General features: G+C 50.2%; 14 protein-coding genes. 1 reads left to right on the top strand and 13 read right to left on the bottom strand.

All coding sequences use genetic code 11. The annotated features are described in order from the left end of the window. Positions 1–106 precede the first annotated feature (106 nt). Positions 107–1,771, top strand: coding sequence for an asparagine synthase B (asnB, locus tag G5137_RS08010; protein WP_005352808.1), 1,665 nt, complete (start codon positions 107–109; stop codon positions 1,769–1,771). A gap of 317 nt (positions 1,772–2,088) precedes the next feature. Here the strand turns inward: asnB and G5137_RS08005 are convergent, their stop codons facing one another. The 13 genes from G5137_RS08005 to G5137_RS07945 form a co-directional block, all read right to left on the bottom strand. Further along, positions 2,089–2,595, bottom strand: a complete 507-nt coding sequence (locus G5137_RS08005) for a hypothetical protein (protein ID WP_227342501.1) — start codon at positions 2,593–2,595, stop codon at positions 2,089–2,091. A 60-nt stretch (positions 2,596–2,655) separates the two neighbouring features. Beyond that, positions 2,656–3,990 (bottom strand): capsule biosynthesis protein, encoded by a 1,335-nt coding sequence (locus tag G5137_RS08000; RefSeq protein ID WP_216953368.1) that lies wholly within the window; start codon positions 3,988–3,990, stop codon positions 2,656–2,658. A gap of 7 nt (positions 3,991–3,997) precedes the next feature. Next, positions 3,998–6,088 carry a capsular polysaccharide biosynthesis protein gene (locus G5137_RS07995; protein WP_421255211.1) on the bottom strand — a complete coding sequence of 697 codons (2,091 nt, stop codon included), beginning with the start codon at positions 6,086–6,088 and terminating at the stop codon, positions 3,998–4,000. Positions 6,089–6,112: 24 nt separating this feature from the next. Continuing rightward, on the bottom strand, positions 6,113–7,177 hold the full coding sequence (locus tag G5137_RS07990; RefSeq protein ID WP_421255210.1) for a galactosyltransferase-related protein: 1,065 nt from the start codon (positions 7,175–7,177) through the stop codon (positions 6,113–6,115). 68 nt (positions 7,178–7,245) lie between these two features. After that, positions 7,246–8,331 carry a hypothetical protein gene (locus G5137_RS07985; protein ID WP_421255209.1) on the bottom strand — a complete coding sequence of 362 codons (1,086 nt, stop codon included), beginning with the start codon at positions 8,329–8,331 and terminating at the stop codon, positions 7,246–7,248. Next, positions 8,321–9,433, bottom strand: a complete 1,113-nt coding sequence (locus tag G5137_RS07980; RefSeq protein WP_421255208.1) for a glycosyltransferase — start codon at positions 9,431–9,433, stop codon at positions 8,321–8,323. The genes G5137_RS07985 and G5137_RS07980 overlap by 11 nt, the downstream gene beginning before the upstream one ends. A 112-nt stretch (positions 9,434–9,545) precedes the next feature. Beyond that, a complete protein-coding gene (locus G5137_RS07975) occupies positions 9,546–13,502 on the bottom strand; it encodes a glycosyltransferase (protein WP_421255207.1) in 3,957 nt (1,318 codons plus the stop codon). Between the two features lie 22 nt (positions 13,503–13,524). Further along, positions 13,525–14,781, bottom strand: coding sequence for a UDP-N-acetyl-D-mannosamine dehydrogenase (gene wecC, locus G5137_RS07970; protein ID WP_421255206.1), 1,257 nt, complete (start codon positions 14,779–14,781; stop codon positions 13,525–13,527). Positions 14,782–14,848: 67 nt separating this feature from the next. Beyond that, positions 14,849–16,024: a non-hydrolyzing UDP-N-acetylglucosamine 2-epimerase gene (wecB, locus tag G5137_RS07965; protein ID WP_216953360.1), complete on the bottom strand. Its 1,176-nt coding sequence runs from the start codon at positions 16,022–16,024 to the stop codon at positions 14,849–14,851. A 48-nt stretch (positions 16,025–16,072) separates the two neighbouring features. Further along, complete coding sequence (locus tag G5137_RS07960; RefSeq protein WP_421255205.1) at positions 16,073–17,065, bottom strand: CgeB family protein; 993 nt, start codon at positions 17,063–17,065, stop codon at positions 16,073–16,075. Positions 17,066–17,292: 227 nt separating this feature from the next. Next, positions 17,293–18,519: a sugar transporter gene (locus tag G5137_RS07955; protein ID WP_421254613.1), complete on the bottom strand. Its 1,227-nt coding sequence runs from the start codon at positions 18,517–18,519 to the stop codon at positions 17,293–17,295. A 15-nt stretch (positions 18,520–18,534) separates the two neighbouring features. Continuing rightward, positions 18,535–19,185 carry an ABC transporter ATP-binding protein gene (locus tag G5137_RS07950; protein ID WP_368193545.1) on the bottom strand — a complete coding sequence of 217 codons (651 nt, stop codon included), beginning with the start codon at positions 19,183–19,185 and terminating at the stop codon, positions 18,535–18,537. A 10-nt stretch (positions 19,186–19,195) separates the two neighbouring features. Beyond that, positions 19,196–19,996, bottom strand: coding sequence for an ABC transporter permease (locus tag G5137_RS07945; RefSeq protein WP_421255204.1), 801 nt, complete (start codon positions 19,994–19,996; stop codon positions 19,196–19,198). Positions 19,997–20,026: the final 30 nt, after the last annotated feature.

Here is a 20,026-nt window from a genome sequence, read left to right as displayed (position 1 = left end):
CTTGCAAAAGGTTTTTCCGCTAGGCATTGTGTCTGACGAGGAATGTAAATGGAATTTCGAGCCCAAACGTGGGGGGCTCATATAAAAATCAAGAGGATTACCGCCAATGTGTTCAATTTTCGGCATTCTGGATATCAAGTCCGATGCAGTAGCCCTGCGCAAATCGGCGCTGGAGATGTCCAAGCGACTGCGTCACCGCGGGCCTGACTGGTCCGGCGTCTACAGCTCAGACAAAGCCATTCTGGTGCATGAGCGTCTGGCCATCGTCGACCCGGGCAATGGCGCCCAGCCGCTCTACAACCCCGAGCGCACCCATGTGCTGGCGGTCAATGGCGAGATCTACAACCACAAAGAGCTGGAAAAGACCCTCAAGGTCGACTTCCAGTTCCAGACCAAATCTGACTGTGAAGTGCTGCTGGCCCTCTACAAGGAGAAGGGCCCGGCGTTTCTCGACGATCTCAACGGCATCTTTGCCTTTATCCTTTATGACGCCGAGCAGGATGCCTACCTGATTGGTCGCGACCACATGGGGATCATCCCCCTCTATACCGGTCGTGACGAGCACGGCAACTTCTATGTCGCATCCGAAATGAAGGCGCTGGTGCCGGTCTGCAAGAGCGTCGAAACCTTCCCGCCGGGACACTACCTGTGGAGCAAGGATGGCGAGCTCAAACAGTGGTACAAGCGCGACTGGATGGAGTACGCCGCGGTCGAGCACAACGTCAGCGACAAGGCCGAGCTGAAAGCGGCGCTGGAAGCGGCGGTCAAACGCCAGCTGATGTGTGACGTGCCTTATGGCGTGCTGCTCTCCGGCGGACTGGACTCCTCCGTTATCTCCGCCATCACCAAGCTCTATGCGGCGCGTCGCATCGAGGACGATGGCAAGAGCGAAGCCTGGTGGCCGCAACTGCACTCCTTCGCCGTCGGTCTGGAAGGGTCGCCGGATCTCGCCGCCGCCCGCAAGGTGGCTGATCACCTCGGCACCATCCACCACCAGATCCACTTCACCGTGCAGGAGGGTCTGGATGCCCTGCGCGACGTCATCTATCACCTCGAGACCTATGACGTCACCACCATCCGCGCCTCCACGCCCATGTACCTGATGGCCCGCTACATCAAGGCGATGGGGATCAAGATGGTGCTCTCCGGTGAAGGCTCCGACGAGCTGTTCGGTGGCTACCTCTACTTCCACAAGGCGCCCAACGCCCGCGAATTCCACGAAGAGAACGTGCGCAAGCTCGCCTCTTTGCACCTCTATGACTGCCTGCGCGCCAACAAGTCGATGGCAGCCTGGGGTGTGGAGGGTCGCGTGCCCTTCCTCGACAAGGAGTTCATGGACGTGGCGATGCGCCTGCAGCCCGCCGACAAGATGTGTGGCAAGGGCAAGATCGAGAAGCACATCCTGCGCGAAGCGTTCGAAGATCTGCTGCCCCACGAAGTGGCGTGGCGCCAGAAGGAGCAGTTCTCCGATGGCGTGGGCTATTCGTGGATCGACAGCCTGAAAGCCATGGTGGAACAGGAAGTGACGGATCAGATGTTCGAGGCGGCCGCATTCCGCTTCCCCATCAACACCCCGCTCACCAAAGAGGCCTACTTCTACCGCGCCATCTTCGACGAGCACTTCCCGCTGGAAGCCGCCGCCCGCACCGTGCCCTACGGCAAGTCGGTCGCCTGCTCCACCCCCACCGCGCTGGAGTGGGATGCCAAGTTCAAAGAGATGGCCGACCCGTCAGGCCGCGCCGTAATGGACGTGCACCAGCAGGGCTACTAAGCCAGAGCGGGGCGACCCCATCGGCTAACGCCAGATAGCAAAAAGCCCTTCACCATGGTGAAGGGCTTTTTATTTTTAAATGTTCCAGATGCAATCAATATTGATAAATGAATATGCCACTTAGCTCATCTTGAAATAAATCCACAATAATTGTTGCTCAGATAAAATGGGGCACCATTTTATGACTCACAAGTCAAAATCTGGCCTGAAATATATTTCACACAGCTTGCCAGATTATATCCACCACAAATGTGTATTAAAAAAACGTGACAAAATGACAAAGTACAATGCGTAATGGCGATCATATTTCGCTAATATTACAGCGTCCATCGCAATGAGAAGGTGGTGACCGCGACATGGTCTCCCCCAGGTACCCAATCAACCTTGGGTGCATAACCGACTTCCAATGCAACTGACTTGTAACCCAGTATCACTATCGGCAAAGCGGCAAAACCATCAATACCCGAACCGTTGAGATAACCAGCCTGCGCCCCTACCCCAGCAAAAACATGTTCGGTGAGATACCACTCTTTCCGATAAGAAAAACCCGCATAACCAGCTGTATTTTCTAGAGAATCCCGATAAAGCCCGCCGCGCAGCGCAAGTTTTCCCGTGTCGTTGTCACCCAAGAACACCCACGCCAATCCCAATCCCGGGTTAAAACCATTAAAGTCACAGGTTTTGCTTTTTTTTCCTGTTCCCTGCGAACAATCACTGTGTATTGATGCCCCGTGAATAATGAGTGAAAGATCATGTTCAGCTGCCATGGAAAAAGTCGGCAACCCCAAGAGTCCAATGGATAACAAGCAACCGTGAATGTTCATGTTAACCTTCCTGGTTTTATTTACCTCTCACTAACACACTAAATCAAAAATAGGCAGACATCAAACGAGTAACATCAGAGCGGTTGAACCGATAGATGTAAACGGGTCGCTAATACCATCGAGAGTGGCCAGCCAGGGTAATGTAAGGCACATGGTATTATTCACCCTCATACGGCGTTCCGGCGATACAAGCTCATCACGCATATTCGGCGCTGAAAGCTTCATTTTTTCCATGACCGCCAGCGCACTCATTTTCAGATGACGGTAAAAACTGGCATTGAGCTGGGTCAGATGGAGCAAGGAGTGGCGCACCCGTTTGAATGTCTCGGCACATACCGGGCTCTGCGAGTGCCAGAAGGAGGCCAGCGAACCTTTGGTGGTCAGACCGTCAATATCATAGAGTGCCCGCCCCATGCAGAAGGTGGGTACATCATGGAGCAAAGCAGAGAGACCGACCGTGCTGTTGATGGTGATCACCCCTTTGAGCAAGGGATACAGGGTTGGCAGCGGCAGTTCATAACCGTAAAAGACCCTCCCCTCCAGGCCAAGCACCGCAATGAGTCTGTTTATCTGGGCACGATAACTGACATAGCCCCGATCCATGGGGTGGTGCTTGAACAGCAACACATCTTCGGGTTTGGCATGCTCCGCAAAGGAGTTGATCACCTGCGCAACCATCTCCTCCACCCCGCTCAGGTCAGAGTGCTCCCGGATCTGAAAATCCTCGGTCACTTGCAGTGGCACAAAGAAGATCCGCCCGGCGTGCTGCGGCAACGCCTTGAGCAGGGCGCGATCCTGGCGCAAGTTGCCGTATTTCACCATGGCGCCACAGACCCACCCCATCGCCTCCTGCACCAGACTCCAGGGACGGTGATTCACAAAGTGGGGATAACGCCAACGGAACAGCGACTTGTTGATGTGGTAGCGACTGGCATACCAGGCGCGCACCGCAAAGGTCTTGCCCACCTTGAGCGAGCTGTCATAAGGCACAGGCCAATCCAGTTGGGCAAGTTGATCGCGCCGCTCATACCAGGGGCTGAAGGCATTGACCCCACCCTGCTCCAGCGTGACGAAATCGGGTCTGAGATAGCCCTCCTCCATCGCCCAGAATGGCACTCGCTTCAACTTGCAGATACGGCCAGCCTCCAGATGGTAATAACGGCAGTCCCCGTAACAGATCACCGTATCGATACCCTGCTGCTTGAGCACCCGGCGGAAAAAGGCGTTCCAGCTTTCCGGTTTCCCGCGAAAACGCAGATTTTTTCCGGCACAGGGCCAGCACTCATCCCCGCCATTGAAATGGATCTTCACCACCTGATGTCCCGCCTCGGTCAACTGGCGACTCAGGGTCTGAAAGAAAGGGCCAAGCGGGCCTTGCAGTAACAAAATCTTCATTGACGACTTATCTCAAAAACGGGGAGAGAGAGGGGCGCTGCATGAGCGTCTGGAACAAGTAACCGAGCTTGAGCTGCCAGCGTTGCCAGCGGCTCGCTTTTTGGGCCGATGAGTGTCCCTGCTTCGCCAGTTGGTGGATCAACTGCTCCGGACTTATCCAGAGCCCGGTCTGCCAATCGAGATAGAGCGGATAGGCAACCAGCGTCAGATAGACCAGCGCCGCCAGCGGCAGACTACGTCGACGACGAGCAGGCGGATTGGCATCCGTGGTCAACCCCCAGCCACTGTAGAAGGGTTGGCCCCAGGTCGTCACCTTGACCCCCTGCACCAGCGCCTCGAAGCCACTGAGCGAGGTCATGGTATGCAGCTCATCCACATGGGGATAGAGGCTGGTGAGCCCAATATCCAGCACCTGACTATCGACACACTCCGCCAGACAGGCCGCAGAAATCGCCCCACCACGATTGCCCGCCACCACATCAGGGTGTGGCTTGTAGAGAATATGAGCGTCGGGTTTAGCCGCTCGCACCGCCCACAGCAACTGCTCGTTGCTGCGAATATGGGGGCTCCCGGTTAGGATGGAGGCATCGCCATCCACCTGACCCACCACCAGCACCAGCTCACGGCCATCATCAGGCCTGGTGTAGTGCTGCGGCTCGCCCACATTGTATTTGCTGACCCTGTGTTCCCGTAGCAAGGCGAGCAGCGCATCCCCGCGCTTGACCTCTGCCTCTGTCAACTCCTGATAGTTGAGCAACTGTTCCAGCCCGCTGGGAGTGCGACTGTCGAAATAGATCCCGACCGGGTCCAGTGACAAGGAGGAGGGACGACAGAGATTGGAGCCCAGCCCCCTCGAGCGAATAAAACCATCCTCGACCCTGATTGCAGAGGCGAGATCGGGGTGGCGGCTACCCCACACCAATATCTGCTCGTCACCGGTCAACCGCTTGGGTGGCTTGCGCACAAAGCGCAACTCATCGGCCAAATGCTGGCAAAACGCCTGCATAAATGCCCGCTTCCACAGCGAGAAACCGACCAGATAAAGCCTGCGCCAGCGCGGCGCGGGGCGGCGCTGATTGGCAATAATGGCGATCACCTCCTCTACCTCGCAACGCTGGCCCAGCACAGGGTCGAGATAGCGGGGATAGCGGATCAAGGCTGCCGCGACCAGCTGGGCGAGCGACACTTTTACGTTGCGCCGTTCACACTGCTTGCTGTCATGGGTCAGCCCCCAACCGGCATAAAACGGCATACCGAAGCAATAGACCGGCTTGCCAAGCAACAGGCCCTCAAAACCAAGCTGGGATGACACCGTATAGACAGCATCCACCACATTGAGCAGCGCATGGGGATGGCAGTGATCGGCCAAAATCTCCACATCATCCAGGTTCAGACGGGCCAACACCCCGCGCTTCTTGCCAAGGCGAGTATCGGGATGGGTGCGCAGCAACAGGCGCGCATCGGGATGATTGCGGCGGGCCGCCTCCACCATCGCCACAAAATCCGCTTCACTGGCCAGGGCGCCCGGGATGGAGAGATCCCCTGCGACCTGATCGACCAGCAGGACCCTGGGTTTGGCGCTCTGCTGCAACCGCGCGGCCAGTGCCGATGGCAAGCCGCCATAGTCCCCGACAGCAGAGAGGGCGGTCACGCTGCCGCTGGCAATCGACTGAGCGGGGTAAGTGGCATAACAGTTGTATTTGGTGACCCCGAGGCGAACCAACTCACCGATAAGTCGCTCGGCCCGAGCCAACATCTGTGGCTCGCACGGGGTGGCAATCAACTGCTCAAGCTGGCTGGGCTGGCGGGCATCGTAATAGATCCCCACCGGATCGGCGATCAGCGAGACCGCCTTGCCCCCCCTGGCGGGATGGCCGATATAACCGATAAAGCCGTCTTCCAGCTGCCAATAGGGCAAACTCAGGGCCTTTGCCTGCTCCTTGATCTGGTGGGTATTGGCCTTCTGGCCCCAGCCGACCAGCACATCCCCCAGCTGTACGGCATCAGGGGAAGCAAAGCGCGCCAAGGGTTGTCCCAGACATGCGCTGATTTGAGCGCTGCGGGCCAAAATGCCGCTGGATTGTGTCCATAGAGTCATGCAAATTGCTCAGATAAAAAGAGTTCAGCGAGACGTGGTCTTAAACATATCTCTGAAAAAGGCCCGAGGGTTGAGGTAGAGCTTGCGCAGCTTGCGCCACAGTGGCCGCTTGCGCTGTACCCCCTCTTGCCAGCGCAACAGACCCGGATATTCACTCACCGGATAGCCAGCCTCCTCCTGCAAGCGGATCATCCACTCCCGAAAATCCGGCAGTTCCCCGCCAAGGTCGTTACAGGGCACCACGGGCCCTTTCAACGGGCCTCGCTCTGCTTCGCTGCGAGCCAGCATCTGCTCAAGCAGCTGATCATTGTTAGCCCGACGTTTGTGGTAAGGGTGAGTCAGGGGGCGCGGATGCCACTGGTGAACCAGAAACCGACCGGCAAACAGATGGGGCAGCGCATAATAACTGAAATAGCGGCGAAACCCCTGATAATCCCCCGGATGCTGTGCCTTGATATTGAGGGCATAGTCATCCGGTCTCGGCCCGATGGGGTAATGACGGGTGAGCCGGTCAATCAGTTCGAGATCTTCGCCGCCATGGCCGACAAACTGCTCGTCAAACCCCCCCAGCTGCAAAAACCACTCGCGATTCATCAGCAAGCAACTGCTGGCCAGGGCGATTCCTTCCACCCTGTGATTTTCTCCCCGCAAAAAAGACTCCAGGCAGCCCTGAAAATCCCCGTCAAAGTGCTCTGTCTCTTCTTTGGTCAGATAGAGGCAGGGGTACATTTCAAATTCAGTTTGTTGTTCTAATTTGCTTACAAGACATTGTTCATTCAGCGAGTTAACTAATACTGGAGAACAGATCAAATCGGCATCGACAAAAAAAACAAAGTCTGTTCTGGACTGTAAGACCGCCTTGTTTCTTGCTTGTCCTGGTGAATATACTCCCTCAGAAGGGATGTAATTTACAAAATACCTTTTAGATGTCTCACAAAACAAGCTACGTTTGTTGGTAGGCACGATTAACTGCAACTGTGACATATTATCAACAACGCTTAAACACTTAGTCATTCTTTTAATTGCCTCGGCACTCCTTCTGGCAAAAGGCTGGTCATGAAAGGGAATAATCAAACTCAATTGACTCATGAATATAACATCCTGTGTTTGCAGCAGGGATGTGCCGAGACTAAGTCACGCATAAAATACTTACTACATTATTGACTTAACACTTTATAGTAAATTGTGGACTCAGATTGCCAATGCAATATGCCTATGTCAACACAAGATAGATAGTCTAACGAAACATAAAACATATCATTTTCAGAATCTTCTTTTGTCGCATATTTGCATAACCCTATCTTAGGTGAGTTCATCCACCCCTTTTGTAAAAGCGTGTCCGCAGTTTCATCAGAAACTTGCCCCTTAAGAAAGATAAGAGCTTTGTCATTAACTCCACTCATTTTAAATAAAATTTTGTTCTTTTGGGTGTATAAAGTTATTGTTGGCACATCATTTATTCTTTTCTGTGCAGTCAGATATGAATGTGAGTATTCTTTCTCTATATATGGCATTGACTCATACACATTCAGAATAGCGTTATGACCTTTATCATTAGTAAACTCGGCGACTAAAAAATCACCAAAAGTTGATAATTCACTTGACTTAGATAGGTACCATTTCATGAAAGGGACAAAGTGTTCTTTATAATGAAGATGGTCTTGCCTATTCTGAATCAATGTAATTCTAGGAATATATTTCCGCTCATCCATATATGATGTAACAGCTAGAAGTGGAGACTTCTCATCATGCCCCGTATCTAATATAAATTTATCATAAACTCTTCTTATATAATTTTTTAGAATTATTTGAGGGTTTATTGATATTGAGCCACTCCCTATTAGCAATGTACTCAGTATGAGTGCCGCGTATCCACCACCGGATGAGCCATAAAAGGTAATCGATTCGTTGTCTATATTTAATTCGCTTGCCGTATTAGTAACTAGTTTAGCTATGCTATGTATGTAATCGCTATTTGATTGACCTAAATACCAACCAAGCTCAAGAGAGTCATTGATCTCAACTGTTTTATCAGGAATTATTAATACATTGTAAGGCATGTATTCCAGCCAAGTTTTTCTCTGAAAAACTGGAGGCTGGCTAATATTTCTGTTTATTGCTCCATTCAACATAACAACTAGTTTTTTGGAAGCCGGATTGCTTTTTTTAATAGCAACAAGAACATCCCCATCAAATAACTCTTCGAGGTTATTATCGATTTTATCACCTTCGTTATGATTCAATTTTCACAACCCTCTTCTCTCTTTCATCCCCTTTTTTGCAAAAAGCGATTACTTGATGTGTTCCATGATATTTTGCCGGAAATGAAAAATGCAATTCATCAGAATAATTAGTTGTAATTATTTTATTACCATTCAAGTCTATTAAATAGAATGCCATCTCTATATCTATCTCTTTATTTTTATTGTAAGATATAATTATATTATTGTTTTTAAAAGTGACTAGTTCAGATAGATATTCAAATATCGATATTTTCTCTCCAGTGACTCCAAATAGCGATTCCACCTCTTCCGTCTCAGATATAGGATTTGGGAAGTGTTTTTTTCTTATCTGACTAAGTTCATCTTCATATGCATAGCTGGAACCAAGAGAAAATCCATCATTATCTCTACCCATAGTTCTCAAAAAAGTATGCTTTCTACCATCTAGAATGACTGGTATGCGTTTATCCATGTCAATATGAGTACCTGGTGGGAAAAGATATTGAGAAGTAAAAGATGAGTTTTTTAAAGAGTAACTCGTTATTATGGCCATACCGTATGCATTATTTGGAATGTTCTCATAACTAAAACAAAGGTACTTATCTCCATCATATAGGCCTCTGTAGCCACGTGGTGTAGATATGCAATAGTCTACAAATTCACTTTTCTGATATTGATCTATAGTTTCAAAGTAATTAGAGGATAGCAAGTCATCATCATCTAGCCTAAGGCTAGCAATTATGATGTTCTCTTGAGCTAACTTTTTTGAAAGTTTATCTGCCGCTTTGGATATTTCTCTGTTCAAGTTATATCCAGTATCAGGGTCTACATAGACTATATCAAGCCAATCATATTTATTTGAGCTTTCATCAAGCTCTTTCTTACACCAATCAGGCAAAAGCGTTGAAGTAACAACGATATGTTTGATATTTCTAGTTTTACTTGCCACATCAATTATTGGCAGGGAATGTCGAGTAAAAATATTAGTCCTTGACCTCAATCTTTTTTCTTCAAAGACTCTATTAACAACATCCTTGATGTCACTGTTGGATGAAATTCTCCAAGCGGACAAGGTGCTTTTCATTATAACACTGAATCTAGTTAGTATAATGTAGTTTTTCATCTATATATCCACTAGTATTTAAAGGTAATTAAATATGAACTTAAACATCTTGGAAGTTGTAAGAAATGCTTAATCCGCTTTTACGTAAAAATCAAAATGAATTTTAAACTATTTATTTGATTATGAGACTTAACTCTTTACTGATAATATTCCTGTGGCTAGATTTATTTCTAACCATATCATTGGATTTAAATGACATAGTTGTGAATTTATCTGGATTATTGTATATGCTTATGATCCCATTGACGATCTCTGTGGAGTCATTTTCACTAGCCAGAACTGCGCAATTTATATCTACAAACTCAGGTATCGCTGCCACATTATTTGTCAATGGAATCAAACCTGAAGACATTGCCTCATCCCGTGATACACCTTGTGTATCCATACGGGTGGGGCACATAAAGAGACCATATTGCTGATGGAGCGCCTTGATCTCATGACGATTGACAAAGCGCCGTTCGATAATGACGTTGTCCAGTCCGGCGATGGGAGCGAGGATCTCGTCAAATAGTGGGCCGTCACCAATGATTCTGAATTCGAGCTCTTTAAAGAACTCGTATCGCTGCAACTCCAAAATGGCTTTGACCATCAGGTCATTAGCATAAACGCGGGAGGCATAAGGTCGGATAGAAAGAATTTTCTTTCTCTGCTCAACACTTTTTGGTTTGTATTCAAAGAAGTCAGTGTCAATCGGATTATGGATGATTGCATATTGCTGCGGTGGGATCTGGATTCCCAGATCTTCCATAGAGGTTTCCGCCAAATACCGTGACACAAAGACTATCTTCAGATTTGGGTGCATGGGGCTGAGCATCTCTCGCCACAGAGAAAGACGGGCATCGCTCAAGGTCTGTGCTTTGGCATGTTGCTCAGGTGTGTCATAGAGGAAGGCTCGTCGCTCATAGGACTGAATATCAGCGCCATGGGTCCAGACGGTCACCTGCACCTGGTCCAGATGCTGCTTGATAACATCCCATATTCCGCGATCGATAAAGTGGATCACGATGTGCTTGTAACGACCGTGCCGTAGTTGTACCTCGAGCGCTTCGGCTCCCCCTGTGGTGACATCTATGTCTTCGAACTCATGATAAGAGAGCGCTGTATCGGCCTTGAAGCGGAAGACATCGCAGACTACACCAGCCTCTTTATAAGCCTTGACGCGACTGTGAACGAAGGCATTTTTATAAAGGTCGTTGTAGCTGGGATAGTTGTTGGTAATCACCAGGTACGGGTTGCACGCCAGTTGCTGGCAGGGTGTCTGAGGCTTGAAGTCAAGAATGAGCGATGACAGCGACGCCGAGCCAGCAGCATAGATCCGCAGGCCAAACTTGACCGATGCCGTCCCGCTGGGGAGTGGAATCTCCACATTGCGATTGGCAGGTTTCACCACATGAGAAAGCCGCTCCTTGTTACTGTCCATAAAGAAGAGGACAAATTGCAGATTCAGCCCCGGTGTGGTTTCCATGTGCAGGCGTAGCTTGCCATCTTGTACATTGAATTCCGACAGGTGGTGTTCGCGCTTGGCATACCAGTATTCATGTTTTCCGTCCGGAAGAGAGGAACTCAGGGTCAGCAGGCCATTTTCCATCACGGCTGAAACTTGCGTATTTTTGGCCGGTACCAGCAACTCATTCAGGGTTGTTGCGTGCAGGGCGGGCAGTTCATCAACACTACGCTCAAATGGCTGACAATTTTCTGCGATCTGGTTGAGCTCGGACAGGCCATAACCGGTTTCCAGTGTGGGGGCATTGAACGCATCGAAGCGTTCAGCAACCTCAGCACCATTCATGCAGTAGTTGAATTCATCCACCGAGAAGGCGAGAACATTTTCATAGTGATAGGTATAGAGGCTGGTGACCCATTCGCGAAGGTTGTTCTCGGGGATCACTGAACCAAACGCCAGGCTGCTACGCGCCGGCAGGCTAGCCACCTCTTGATAAATTCGCTCACCATAATTTAATTGCAGTTCATCACTCTTGACCTTATAGAGGGCTCCTTTACCGATGACCTGTGCGTCGGTATAGCGAGTCGCAATGATGATGTCAGTCAGATAATGGGGGCCATAGTAATCTTCAGCGACCATGACCGACAGCCAGGCGCCACCGCACACCTCGCGTAGTCGCAACTGCTCTGCGTCGGAAGCACTGAGCAAGGAGATCGCGTCCTGAGGCGCGAGACCAGAGGTGTCCAATCCATTGCTTGTGACAATAACCATACGCTTGTTGTCATACTGCTGACGATTGAAGTGCTGCATCAGGAGAACACACTCTTCGATGCTTCTGGCGTAGCCCGTGACGCAGATAGCGGGCAGCATGTTTTCAAGCTGAGTGTCGCTGACTTTGGAGTAGATATAGGCAAGACGATCTTGGTAGGTATGTTCCAGCATGATCTTGCGTAGGGCTATCAGTCGTAGCTGCTTCACCTTTAGCGGATTGCCGACGACATTCTGCAACCGCCTGACCAACTCACTCCCGGAATCCCCTGTGAAGACCAAATCGCCAAACATGGCGCGAACTCCACGAGAGAAGTTACTGACGGTGATCGTGTTGGAAGCAAGCAACTCGAAAACTCGGCGCGCAAACATCGATTGCGACTGTTTGATCGAGTTCAAATTGATAGAGTAGTAATAACCCTTGTAGGCCTTGTCGATCTCGCTATAAGGGAGCGTACCGACAATAAAAGGTTGATACTCTTCTGGGAATTGATAATCAGGAATATTTTTTCCAAAATTACGATCATATATTTCAACTGGTTTAAAATTGGGCAGACTCAACAAAAAATCCCCGAGGTCACGGGTACGTTCAGGATATTTCGTATAGTAGGCACCGGCAAAGCAGAATGCATCCTTACGCTGATACTTCTCAATCGGGTTATTAACCTTTGGTTGGGCAGCAAATGGCAGAAAATAAACACGACCGTGCCCAAGAGCTGTCTTATATCGACTAATACAATCGATGTCTGTGGTAAAGACATAATCAAAGAGCTTTGCTGTATTAAGAAAGGTTTCAAAGTGAACCGGATCTTCTTTATTCCAGAAGACTGTGGGTACACTGTTATTGCGGCACCATTCGACAATATTGACGACTTCCTGGCTCATATGGCCGACTTTACTGCCCCAGAGGTCATTTTTACCGCGCCAGGCAGACTCGATCATGAGCAACTCTGGCCGGAATGACTCAAGCTCGGTCAACCAATTCTGCGGGGTAAGCTGAAGCAGGTTGCACTCAGGCTCGTAGGATAGATAGGTGAATTCATCCATAATACTGGCGACTTTTAGACGTCTTAACGCGTTGGAGATACCATCGCCCGTATCCAAAACCAGTTTCTCGATAGCACGTTCAAGATGAATCAGATCGGCACGACTGGTAACACCTGTCGTGTCAAGCAGTAACTTGGGCAAGATGTTTGGGGAGGAGGTAATTCCACGACGTTCTTTAGCTGTCTTCTTCAGTGCCAATAATTTGAGTGGTAAAGAGAAGAAGCCCTTCCAGCTCTTGGTCGAGAAAATAAGTGCGTGGCCGAGTTGATAAGAGAGGGTATTTTTAAGTTTGGCAGCTTTCATCCGCTGCTCTTCCAGTTCATGATGAACACGCGCCAACTCTTGCCTCATTTCATGAAGGGCAAGCCTTGAACGCAAGAAGTCCATTTTCATGTGTTCTTGATCAGACTGAATAGATTGTGTTATCGCCGTATTGACAGACAGGATGCTGTCTTTTTTCAATAGGTGTTCATTGAGTTGCTCAACCTGATTATTAAGCTGGTGAAGCTGTGCCTCAAGAGCATCCCTCTGTACACGAACTTCATCATACTCCTTTTCTAGGAGTGAGACTTTCCTCTTATAATTGGCGACCTGCTGGGTAATGTTTCTATATTTAACCCTGGCTTCATGCAATTGGGTTTTAGATAGAGAAACCTCACCTTCAAGAAGATCTATCTTTTCTGCAGACGTATTGGTCGCAATATCCAGTTGCTTTATCAGATCAGCTTTTGACGTTGCAGCTGTCTTTCTCTTTTTAATTCTATTATTTATTTGTTTTTTCATGTTTTTTATATATGTGAACGGGGCCATGTTGACATGGCCCCGTAGTTAATTACTGAATGGCGTTAACGTAGTCGAGTATCTCGCTGGACCTTGCATCGTGCAGGGTCATGCCCAGGAATTGCTTGTGCTTGACCAAAATCACGATTACATCAGCCTGTTGCAGGGCATTGGATAGTGTGGAAAGAACGACGTTGTTACGGTTTTCCAGTACCGGCGGCAGTGCTTCGATATTGGGCTCAACCGCCAGAATTTTATAAGCCGGGTTATTTGCCAGGGTCTTGGTGATATCCAGCGCCGGGCTCTCACGCAGATCGTCGATATCCGGTTTGAAGGCCAGACCCAGACAGGCAATTTTCGGATTGCTCAGACCGGCAACCGCTTTTTCTACCTGCGCCACCACATAGTGCGGCTTGTAGTCGTTGACCAGGCGAGCCTGGTGGATGATTTTGGCAGTGTCAGGATTCTGGTTGACGATAAACCAGGGATCGACTGCGATGCAGTGGCCACCCACGCCGCAACCCGGTTGCAGAATATTGACTCGCGGGTGACGGTTGGCAAGGGAGATCAGCTCCCACACATTGATGCCCTGCTGGTCACAGATCAGTGACAGTTCATTGGCAAAAGCGATATTGACGTCGCGGAAGGCGTTCTCGGTCAGCTTGCTCATCTCGGCGGTGCGCGCTTCGGTGGCGATGCACTCACCCTTCTTGACAAACATCTTGTAGACCTGAGTGGCGGCTTCGGTACTGGCCTTGTCCATGCCACCGATGATGCGATCGTTCTCCACCAGCTCGCGGATCACCTGACCGGGCAACACGCGCTCCGGGCAGTGGGCAACAAAGATGTCAGGGGTCTGGCCTTCTGCCACTGTGTGCGGGAAGGTCAGATCGCTGCGCTCTTCGGCCAGCCATTTGGCCATCTGTTCGGTGGCCCCCACCGGAGAAGTGGACTCCAGTACCACCAGATTGCCTTTCTCCAGCATGGGCGCCAGGGCACGGGAAGCACTCTCGATATATTTCAGATCCGGTTCGTGATCTTCACCCTTGAACGGGGTCGGCACAGCAATCAGGAAGGCATCCGCCTTCTGCGGGCTGGTGTATGCGCTCAGGTGGCCATCCTGCACCGCCTGCTTGACCAGATCTTCCAGGCCCGGTTCCACGATATGGATCTTGCCCTGATTGATGGTGTCTACCGCATGCTGGTTGACATCGACTCCGATAACCCGAATGCCGTTGCTGGCGATGACTGCTGCTGTTGGCAAACCGATATAACCCAGACCAACGACGGAGATGGTTTCGAATTTCATTATTTTGTGCTCTCAAAAGGAAAACTGGGGGCAATATGCCCCCAAGGACAGTTATGTAATCTGTAAATCAGGCCACTTGCAGGCTGCTATCGATCTGCTGGCCGAGGGCGCCGCTCAAGCCGATGACGGCCTCAACGATGCGCTGACTGGTTCTGCCATCCCCATAGGGGTTGTTGGCATGGCTCATCACCTGGTAGGCCAGCTCGTCATCCAGCAGGCGAACGGTTTCTGCAACGATAGTCTCGTCACAGGTCCCCACCAGACGAACTGTTCCGGCCTTGACTGCAGCCGGACGCTCTGTGGTGTCTCGCATGCACAGCACCGGTTTGCCCAAGGTGGGCGCCTCTTCCTGAATACCGCCCGAGTCGGTCAGGATCAGGTAGCTCTGCTTCATCAGATAGACGAACGGCAGGTAATCTTGCGGCTCGATCAGATGCACATTGTCGAGCCCCTTGAGGTTGCGGTTGACCGGCTCTTGTACATTGGGGTTGAGGTGCACCGGATAGACGATTTGCACATCATCTCGCTGGGCCAGCACGGAGAGCGCCTTGCAGATCCGCTCAAAGCCATCGCCGTGATTCTCGCGGCGATGACCGGTGACCAGGATCAGCTTCTTGCTCTTGTCGAGGAAAGGGAAGCGCGCGGCCAGCTCAGCCTTCATGCCATGGTTTTTATCAATGCGTTGGGAAACCTCAATCAGGGCGTCGATCACCGAGTTACCGGTGACGAAGATGGTCTCCGGAGCGATGTTCTCCATGATGAGGTTTTTCAGCGAGCTGATCGTCGGGGTGTAGTGTTGATCGGCGATGCCGCCAGTCAAACGACGCATCCCCTCTTCCGGCCAGGGAGAGTAGATGTTGCCGGTGCGCAGCCCTGCTTCAACATGGCCAACCGCGATACGGTGGTAGTAGGCGGCCAGTGTCGCCGCAAACGACGTAGCCGTGTCACCATGCACCAGAATGCGGTCCGGTTTGAACTCGGCAAAAACGGGTTTGAGCCCCTGCAAGATGGCGGTCGTGACATCGGTCAGATCCTGGCCCGGCTTCATGATGTTGAGATCATATTCCGGTTCAATTTCGAACAGGTTGAGAACCTGATCCAGCATCTCCCGGTGTTGCCCGGTCACACAGACCCGCACGTCAACCTTGCGATTGGCCTGGAAAGCCTTGACGATAGGGGCCATCTTGATGGCTTCCGGTCTAGTACCAAAAACGATCAATACTCGCTGCGCCTTAATTGGCATAATAATCACTCCCGTGTGAGCTAATTGGTTTTATCTATCCGAAATTAACTAATAAAGACTGAGTTCACTGTTGAGCTGTGTCAGCCTGTGTTGCCAGGTGTGTTGGGCCAGCACGATTTCCATCGCGTTTTGACCCAATTCGTCTCTTAGTCGAACGTTTTTTTGTAATTGTTCACACCATTCGCGCGCCGCGGCACCATCCTGCACTGCGACAATGCTCTTGCCAAAAATGTTATCCATGGCGATCGAAGGGGTGCTGATAATAGGGCAGCCAGCAGCGGCCAATTCAAACACCCGACGGGATAGCATGGTTGAAGATTGACTAATCGTATTGAAGTTTAAATATATTTGATATTGCTGATATGCCTTGGCAACCGACATTTGAGTGATCGCAGGTTTACAGTAGGGTTGTAGTTGCTCAGGATAGCTGCAGCCATTTCCCTTCTGCCAAAACCGGTCAAAAATAATCAGATTCTTATCTCGCAATGCCAGAAGAATATCCTCCTGAACCCTGCTTCGCTCAGCCAGCTCGTTACCATAATAGCCCCCCAGAAATGCGACCTCCTGACCGCGCACTCCCTTCTCTGCAGGTTGATACCAGCGTGGCTGGGCAGCAAACATCAGCACACCGACATGCTGAAAACGCTGATGGGGGAGCGCATGATAGCGCTCCAGTGAGCCGGAGTCCGTGGTGTAGACTACATCAAACAACGCGGCCGCATCAGCAAAGCGTTCGAAGTGAAACGGATCTTCTTTGTTCCAGAAGATTGTTGTGATTTTCCGCTTTTGGCAGAATTCCAGCACCCTCCGCAGCTCTGGTTTATTGGGCGAACTATGGGCATAGCTGGCTATTTTCCCTTTCCAGCTATCCTTATAACCACGCCAGGCTGATTCGACAAATAAAAAGTCAGGTTTGTAAAATCTTAACTTCCATTGCCAATCTATCGGTGTTATTTGAATTAAATCTGCGTCTGGAGCCAAACTGAATGTAGTAAACTGGTCGGCCACTAAAGCAATACATGGTCGTTGATTATTGCCCAAAGAAATTGATCCACATATATAATCCAGTAAAAATCACAACCACCTATTGTCTATATAGTGTGGAATATGAACAGCATGCTGGTTTTTATAAAAAAACCAATAAATTTTTATAAAATAGTCACTTGGCTATATTCTGACAGGCAGACCTCATTCCTCAACATATCTCTTTGGCAGATGATATTCTCATCTGCCAAGAATACAGACCTGACCTATCTTGCATCACCTTATCAATCCTGGTGTTCACGCAAGGTCGCCAGCCCCATAACAATCAGGCCATAGAAGAGGCAAAGCAGAACACCAATCGTGACCAGGTTATACAAGCGGCGTGGGTATTCGGCTTCTTCCGCCAAGGTTGGCTGCGTCACGACCAGCAGGTGTTTCAGCTTGCGATATGCCTCAACGCGGGCTTGCTCCAGACTGATAAGGCCCGTCTTGTAGAGATCAGCAGCCAGAGTGGCCTGGGTTTTCAGATCCATATATTGGGCAGTGATTTCGTTCATTGCCTCAGGTGCCAACTGAGTGCCAGCACCGGCATCATTGGTGGTCAATTTCGCCTTTTCCTGTTTCAGTTGCTTGCTTAACGCATCAACACGACTTTGCACCGATACCACCCCTGGTGCGCTCTCTTTCATATAACTGCGCAATTGCTTCAGTTCTGCCTGCTGGCGCACCAGCTCGGCTTCAATTTCACTGACCACACCAAGGCGTGCAGTGCTGGTCGATTCCGGGCTGATTAGCTGATGGCTATTTTGAAACGCCAGTACCTTGGCTTTCTCTGCCTGCAAGCGTTGATGGGAACGGTTAACCTCTTGCTCGACAAATGCGAGCTGATCCATGGCGACCTGATGGCCCAGCTTGTTGATAAAACCTTCCGCCTCTTTCAGCATCATGCTCACTACCTGCTGGCCATATACGGGATCAAAAGCCTGCAGTTCGATAGTTAATACCCCGGAGAGTTCATCAAGACGCAAGGTCAGGTGATCACGGTAATATTCAAGAAACTCTTCGCGGGTCGCCTCCCCCGATAAACGGGAGAAGAAGTCGGCATCATGGCTTTGGTAGTGCGCTTTGAGCGCCAATTCGCGATCCAGCTTGGCCAGCAGATCCCAGGAGCGCAGGTACTCTTGTACCAGCAATACGTCCTGATGATTGCTACCACCCAGCCCCAGCATAGACAGAGCATCGGGCAACATTTTGATCTGATCTGCCTGCTTGATAATGATGTCACTTCGGCTGACATAACGGTCTGAAGCAATCCCGCCAAAATAGATCGATGCCATGGTAAAGCAGGCTACAACCCACAAAAAGCTGCCCAGTTTCAGACTCTGTTGCCAGGACCTGTGGGCAATTTTATAACCGTTGGAATCAATGAAGAAACGCTTCGGCTCTTTGCCAAGTTTGCGAAGCTTCCGCACGAAGCGTGATGGCTTTTCTGTTCTGATAGGTTGTGTCATGTTTAATTGTGCTTATTATAGATTTTGATAAATACGGATCGCATCGTCGATATTGTCAAATACCTCCAATCGGCTATTTCGTAATAAAATACCCATATCACACTGCTGACGCAGGTTTTTCATATCGTGCGACACCATAATAAGGCTGGCAGTTTCACGTTTCTGGTTAAATACATCGATACACTTCTGTTTAAAGCGGGCATCCCCCACCGAGGTGATTTCGTCAGTCAGATAGATATCGAAATCAAACGCCATGCTAACCGCAAAGGAAAATTTGGAACGCATACCACTGGAGTATCCCTTGATTGGCAGCTCGAAATGCTGACCGATTTCCGAGAACTCCTTGACCCACTCTTCCACGGCAGCTGTCTCGCGTACCCCGTGGATGCGGCAAACAAAGCGGGTATTTTCACGCCCCGTCATGCTGCCCTGAAAACCGCCCCCCAATGCCAGTGGCCAGGAGACCCGGCAATGCCGGCTCACCTTGCCACGGTTGGGCATATCCATGCCCCCGAGCAGTCGTAGCAGGGTCGATTTGCCCGCCCCGTTGACCCCCAGAATGCCGATATTGCGGTCCCGAGGCAGGGTGAGCGAGACATCGCGCAGCACATAGTTACGACCAAATTTGGTCGGGTAATACTTGGTAACTGAATCAAGAACAATCATGTGGATCACTTTAACTGGCAATCAAGCGGCGGTGGCTTAACCGATAGCAACTCATGGCGAAGGTGAGCAGTATCAGGGTGACCGCAGCCAGATACTCCCAACTAACATATGGGCTGCTATAGCCGGCAATCCAGCCACTGCGAATCAGCTCGAGGGCATGCACCAGCGGATTCCATAAAAACCAGTGCCGATATTGGGCCGGAATAGTGGCTAGCGGATACATGACACAAGAGACAAACATGAATGGCATCATCAGCAGACCGAGAAACTTGTCGGCCTCTTGCATCAGGTTGCAGATAACACAAAAAACAATGCCGAGGGAAAACGAGAATACCATCAGAAGCAGATAGATAAGAAGCACCTGCAGCGGGTCGGCGGGGATGGCATCAAAACCAAACCAGATTAGCCCCAATATCAATACCCCCCCCACCATCATCCCCACCATGGTTTCGAGCATAAAGCGCGCGATGAAGGTCGAGAATGGGGTGACCTGACGGTAGCAAAACAGCCCCATATTGGAGCTAACTGCCGTTTGCAGTTTACTCACCACATTTTTAAAAAAGATAAAGGGCAAATACCCGGCGGTGATAAAGAGTGGTGCTGGCGCGCCGCCAAAGCCACTGTGGTTCCGCAGGCCAAAAATCAGGCTGAAAAAACCAATCATTAGCAGCGGATCCAGCAGAGCCCAGGCATAACCCAACCGGTAACTACCAAAGCGGGTTTTAAGCTCACGAATAAGCAGGCCAAAGACAACATCTCGCAACACCTGCAAGGATGTGCGCGGCGTTTGATTAAGAATCGGTTTATTCATTAGTTCGCTTTACCCATAGCAGACTCGCCC

It is taken from the genome of Aeromonas sp. 600282 (genome assembly GCF_049175755.1).
Taxonomy (GTDB): Bacteria; Pseudomonadota; Gammaproteobacteria; order Enterobacterales; family Aeromonadaceae; genus Aeromonas; species Aeromonas veronii_A.
This window is presented reverse-complemented; position numbering and strand designations above follow the sequence as displayed.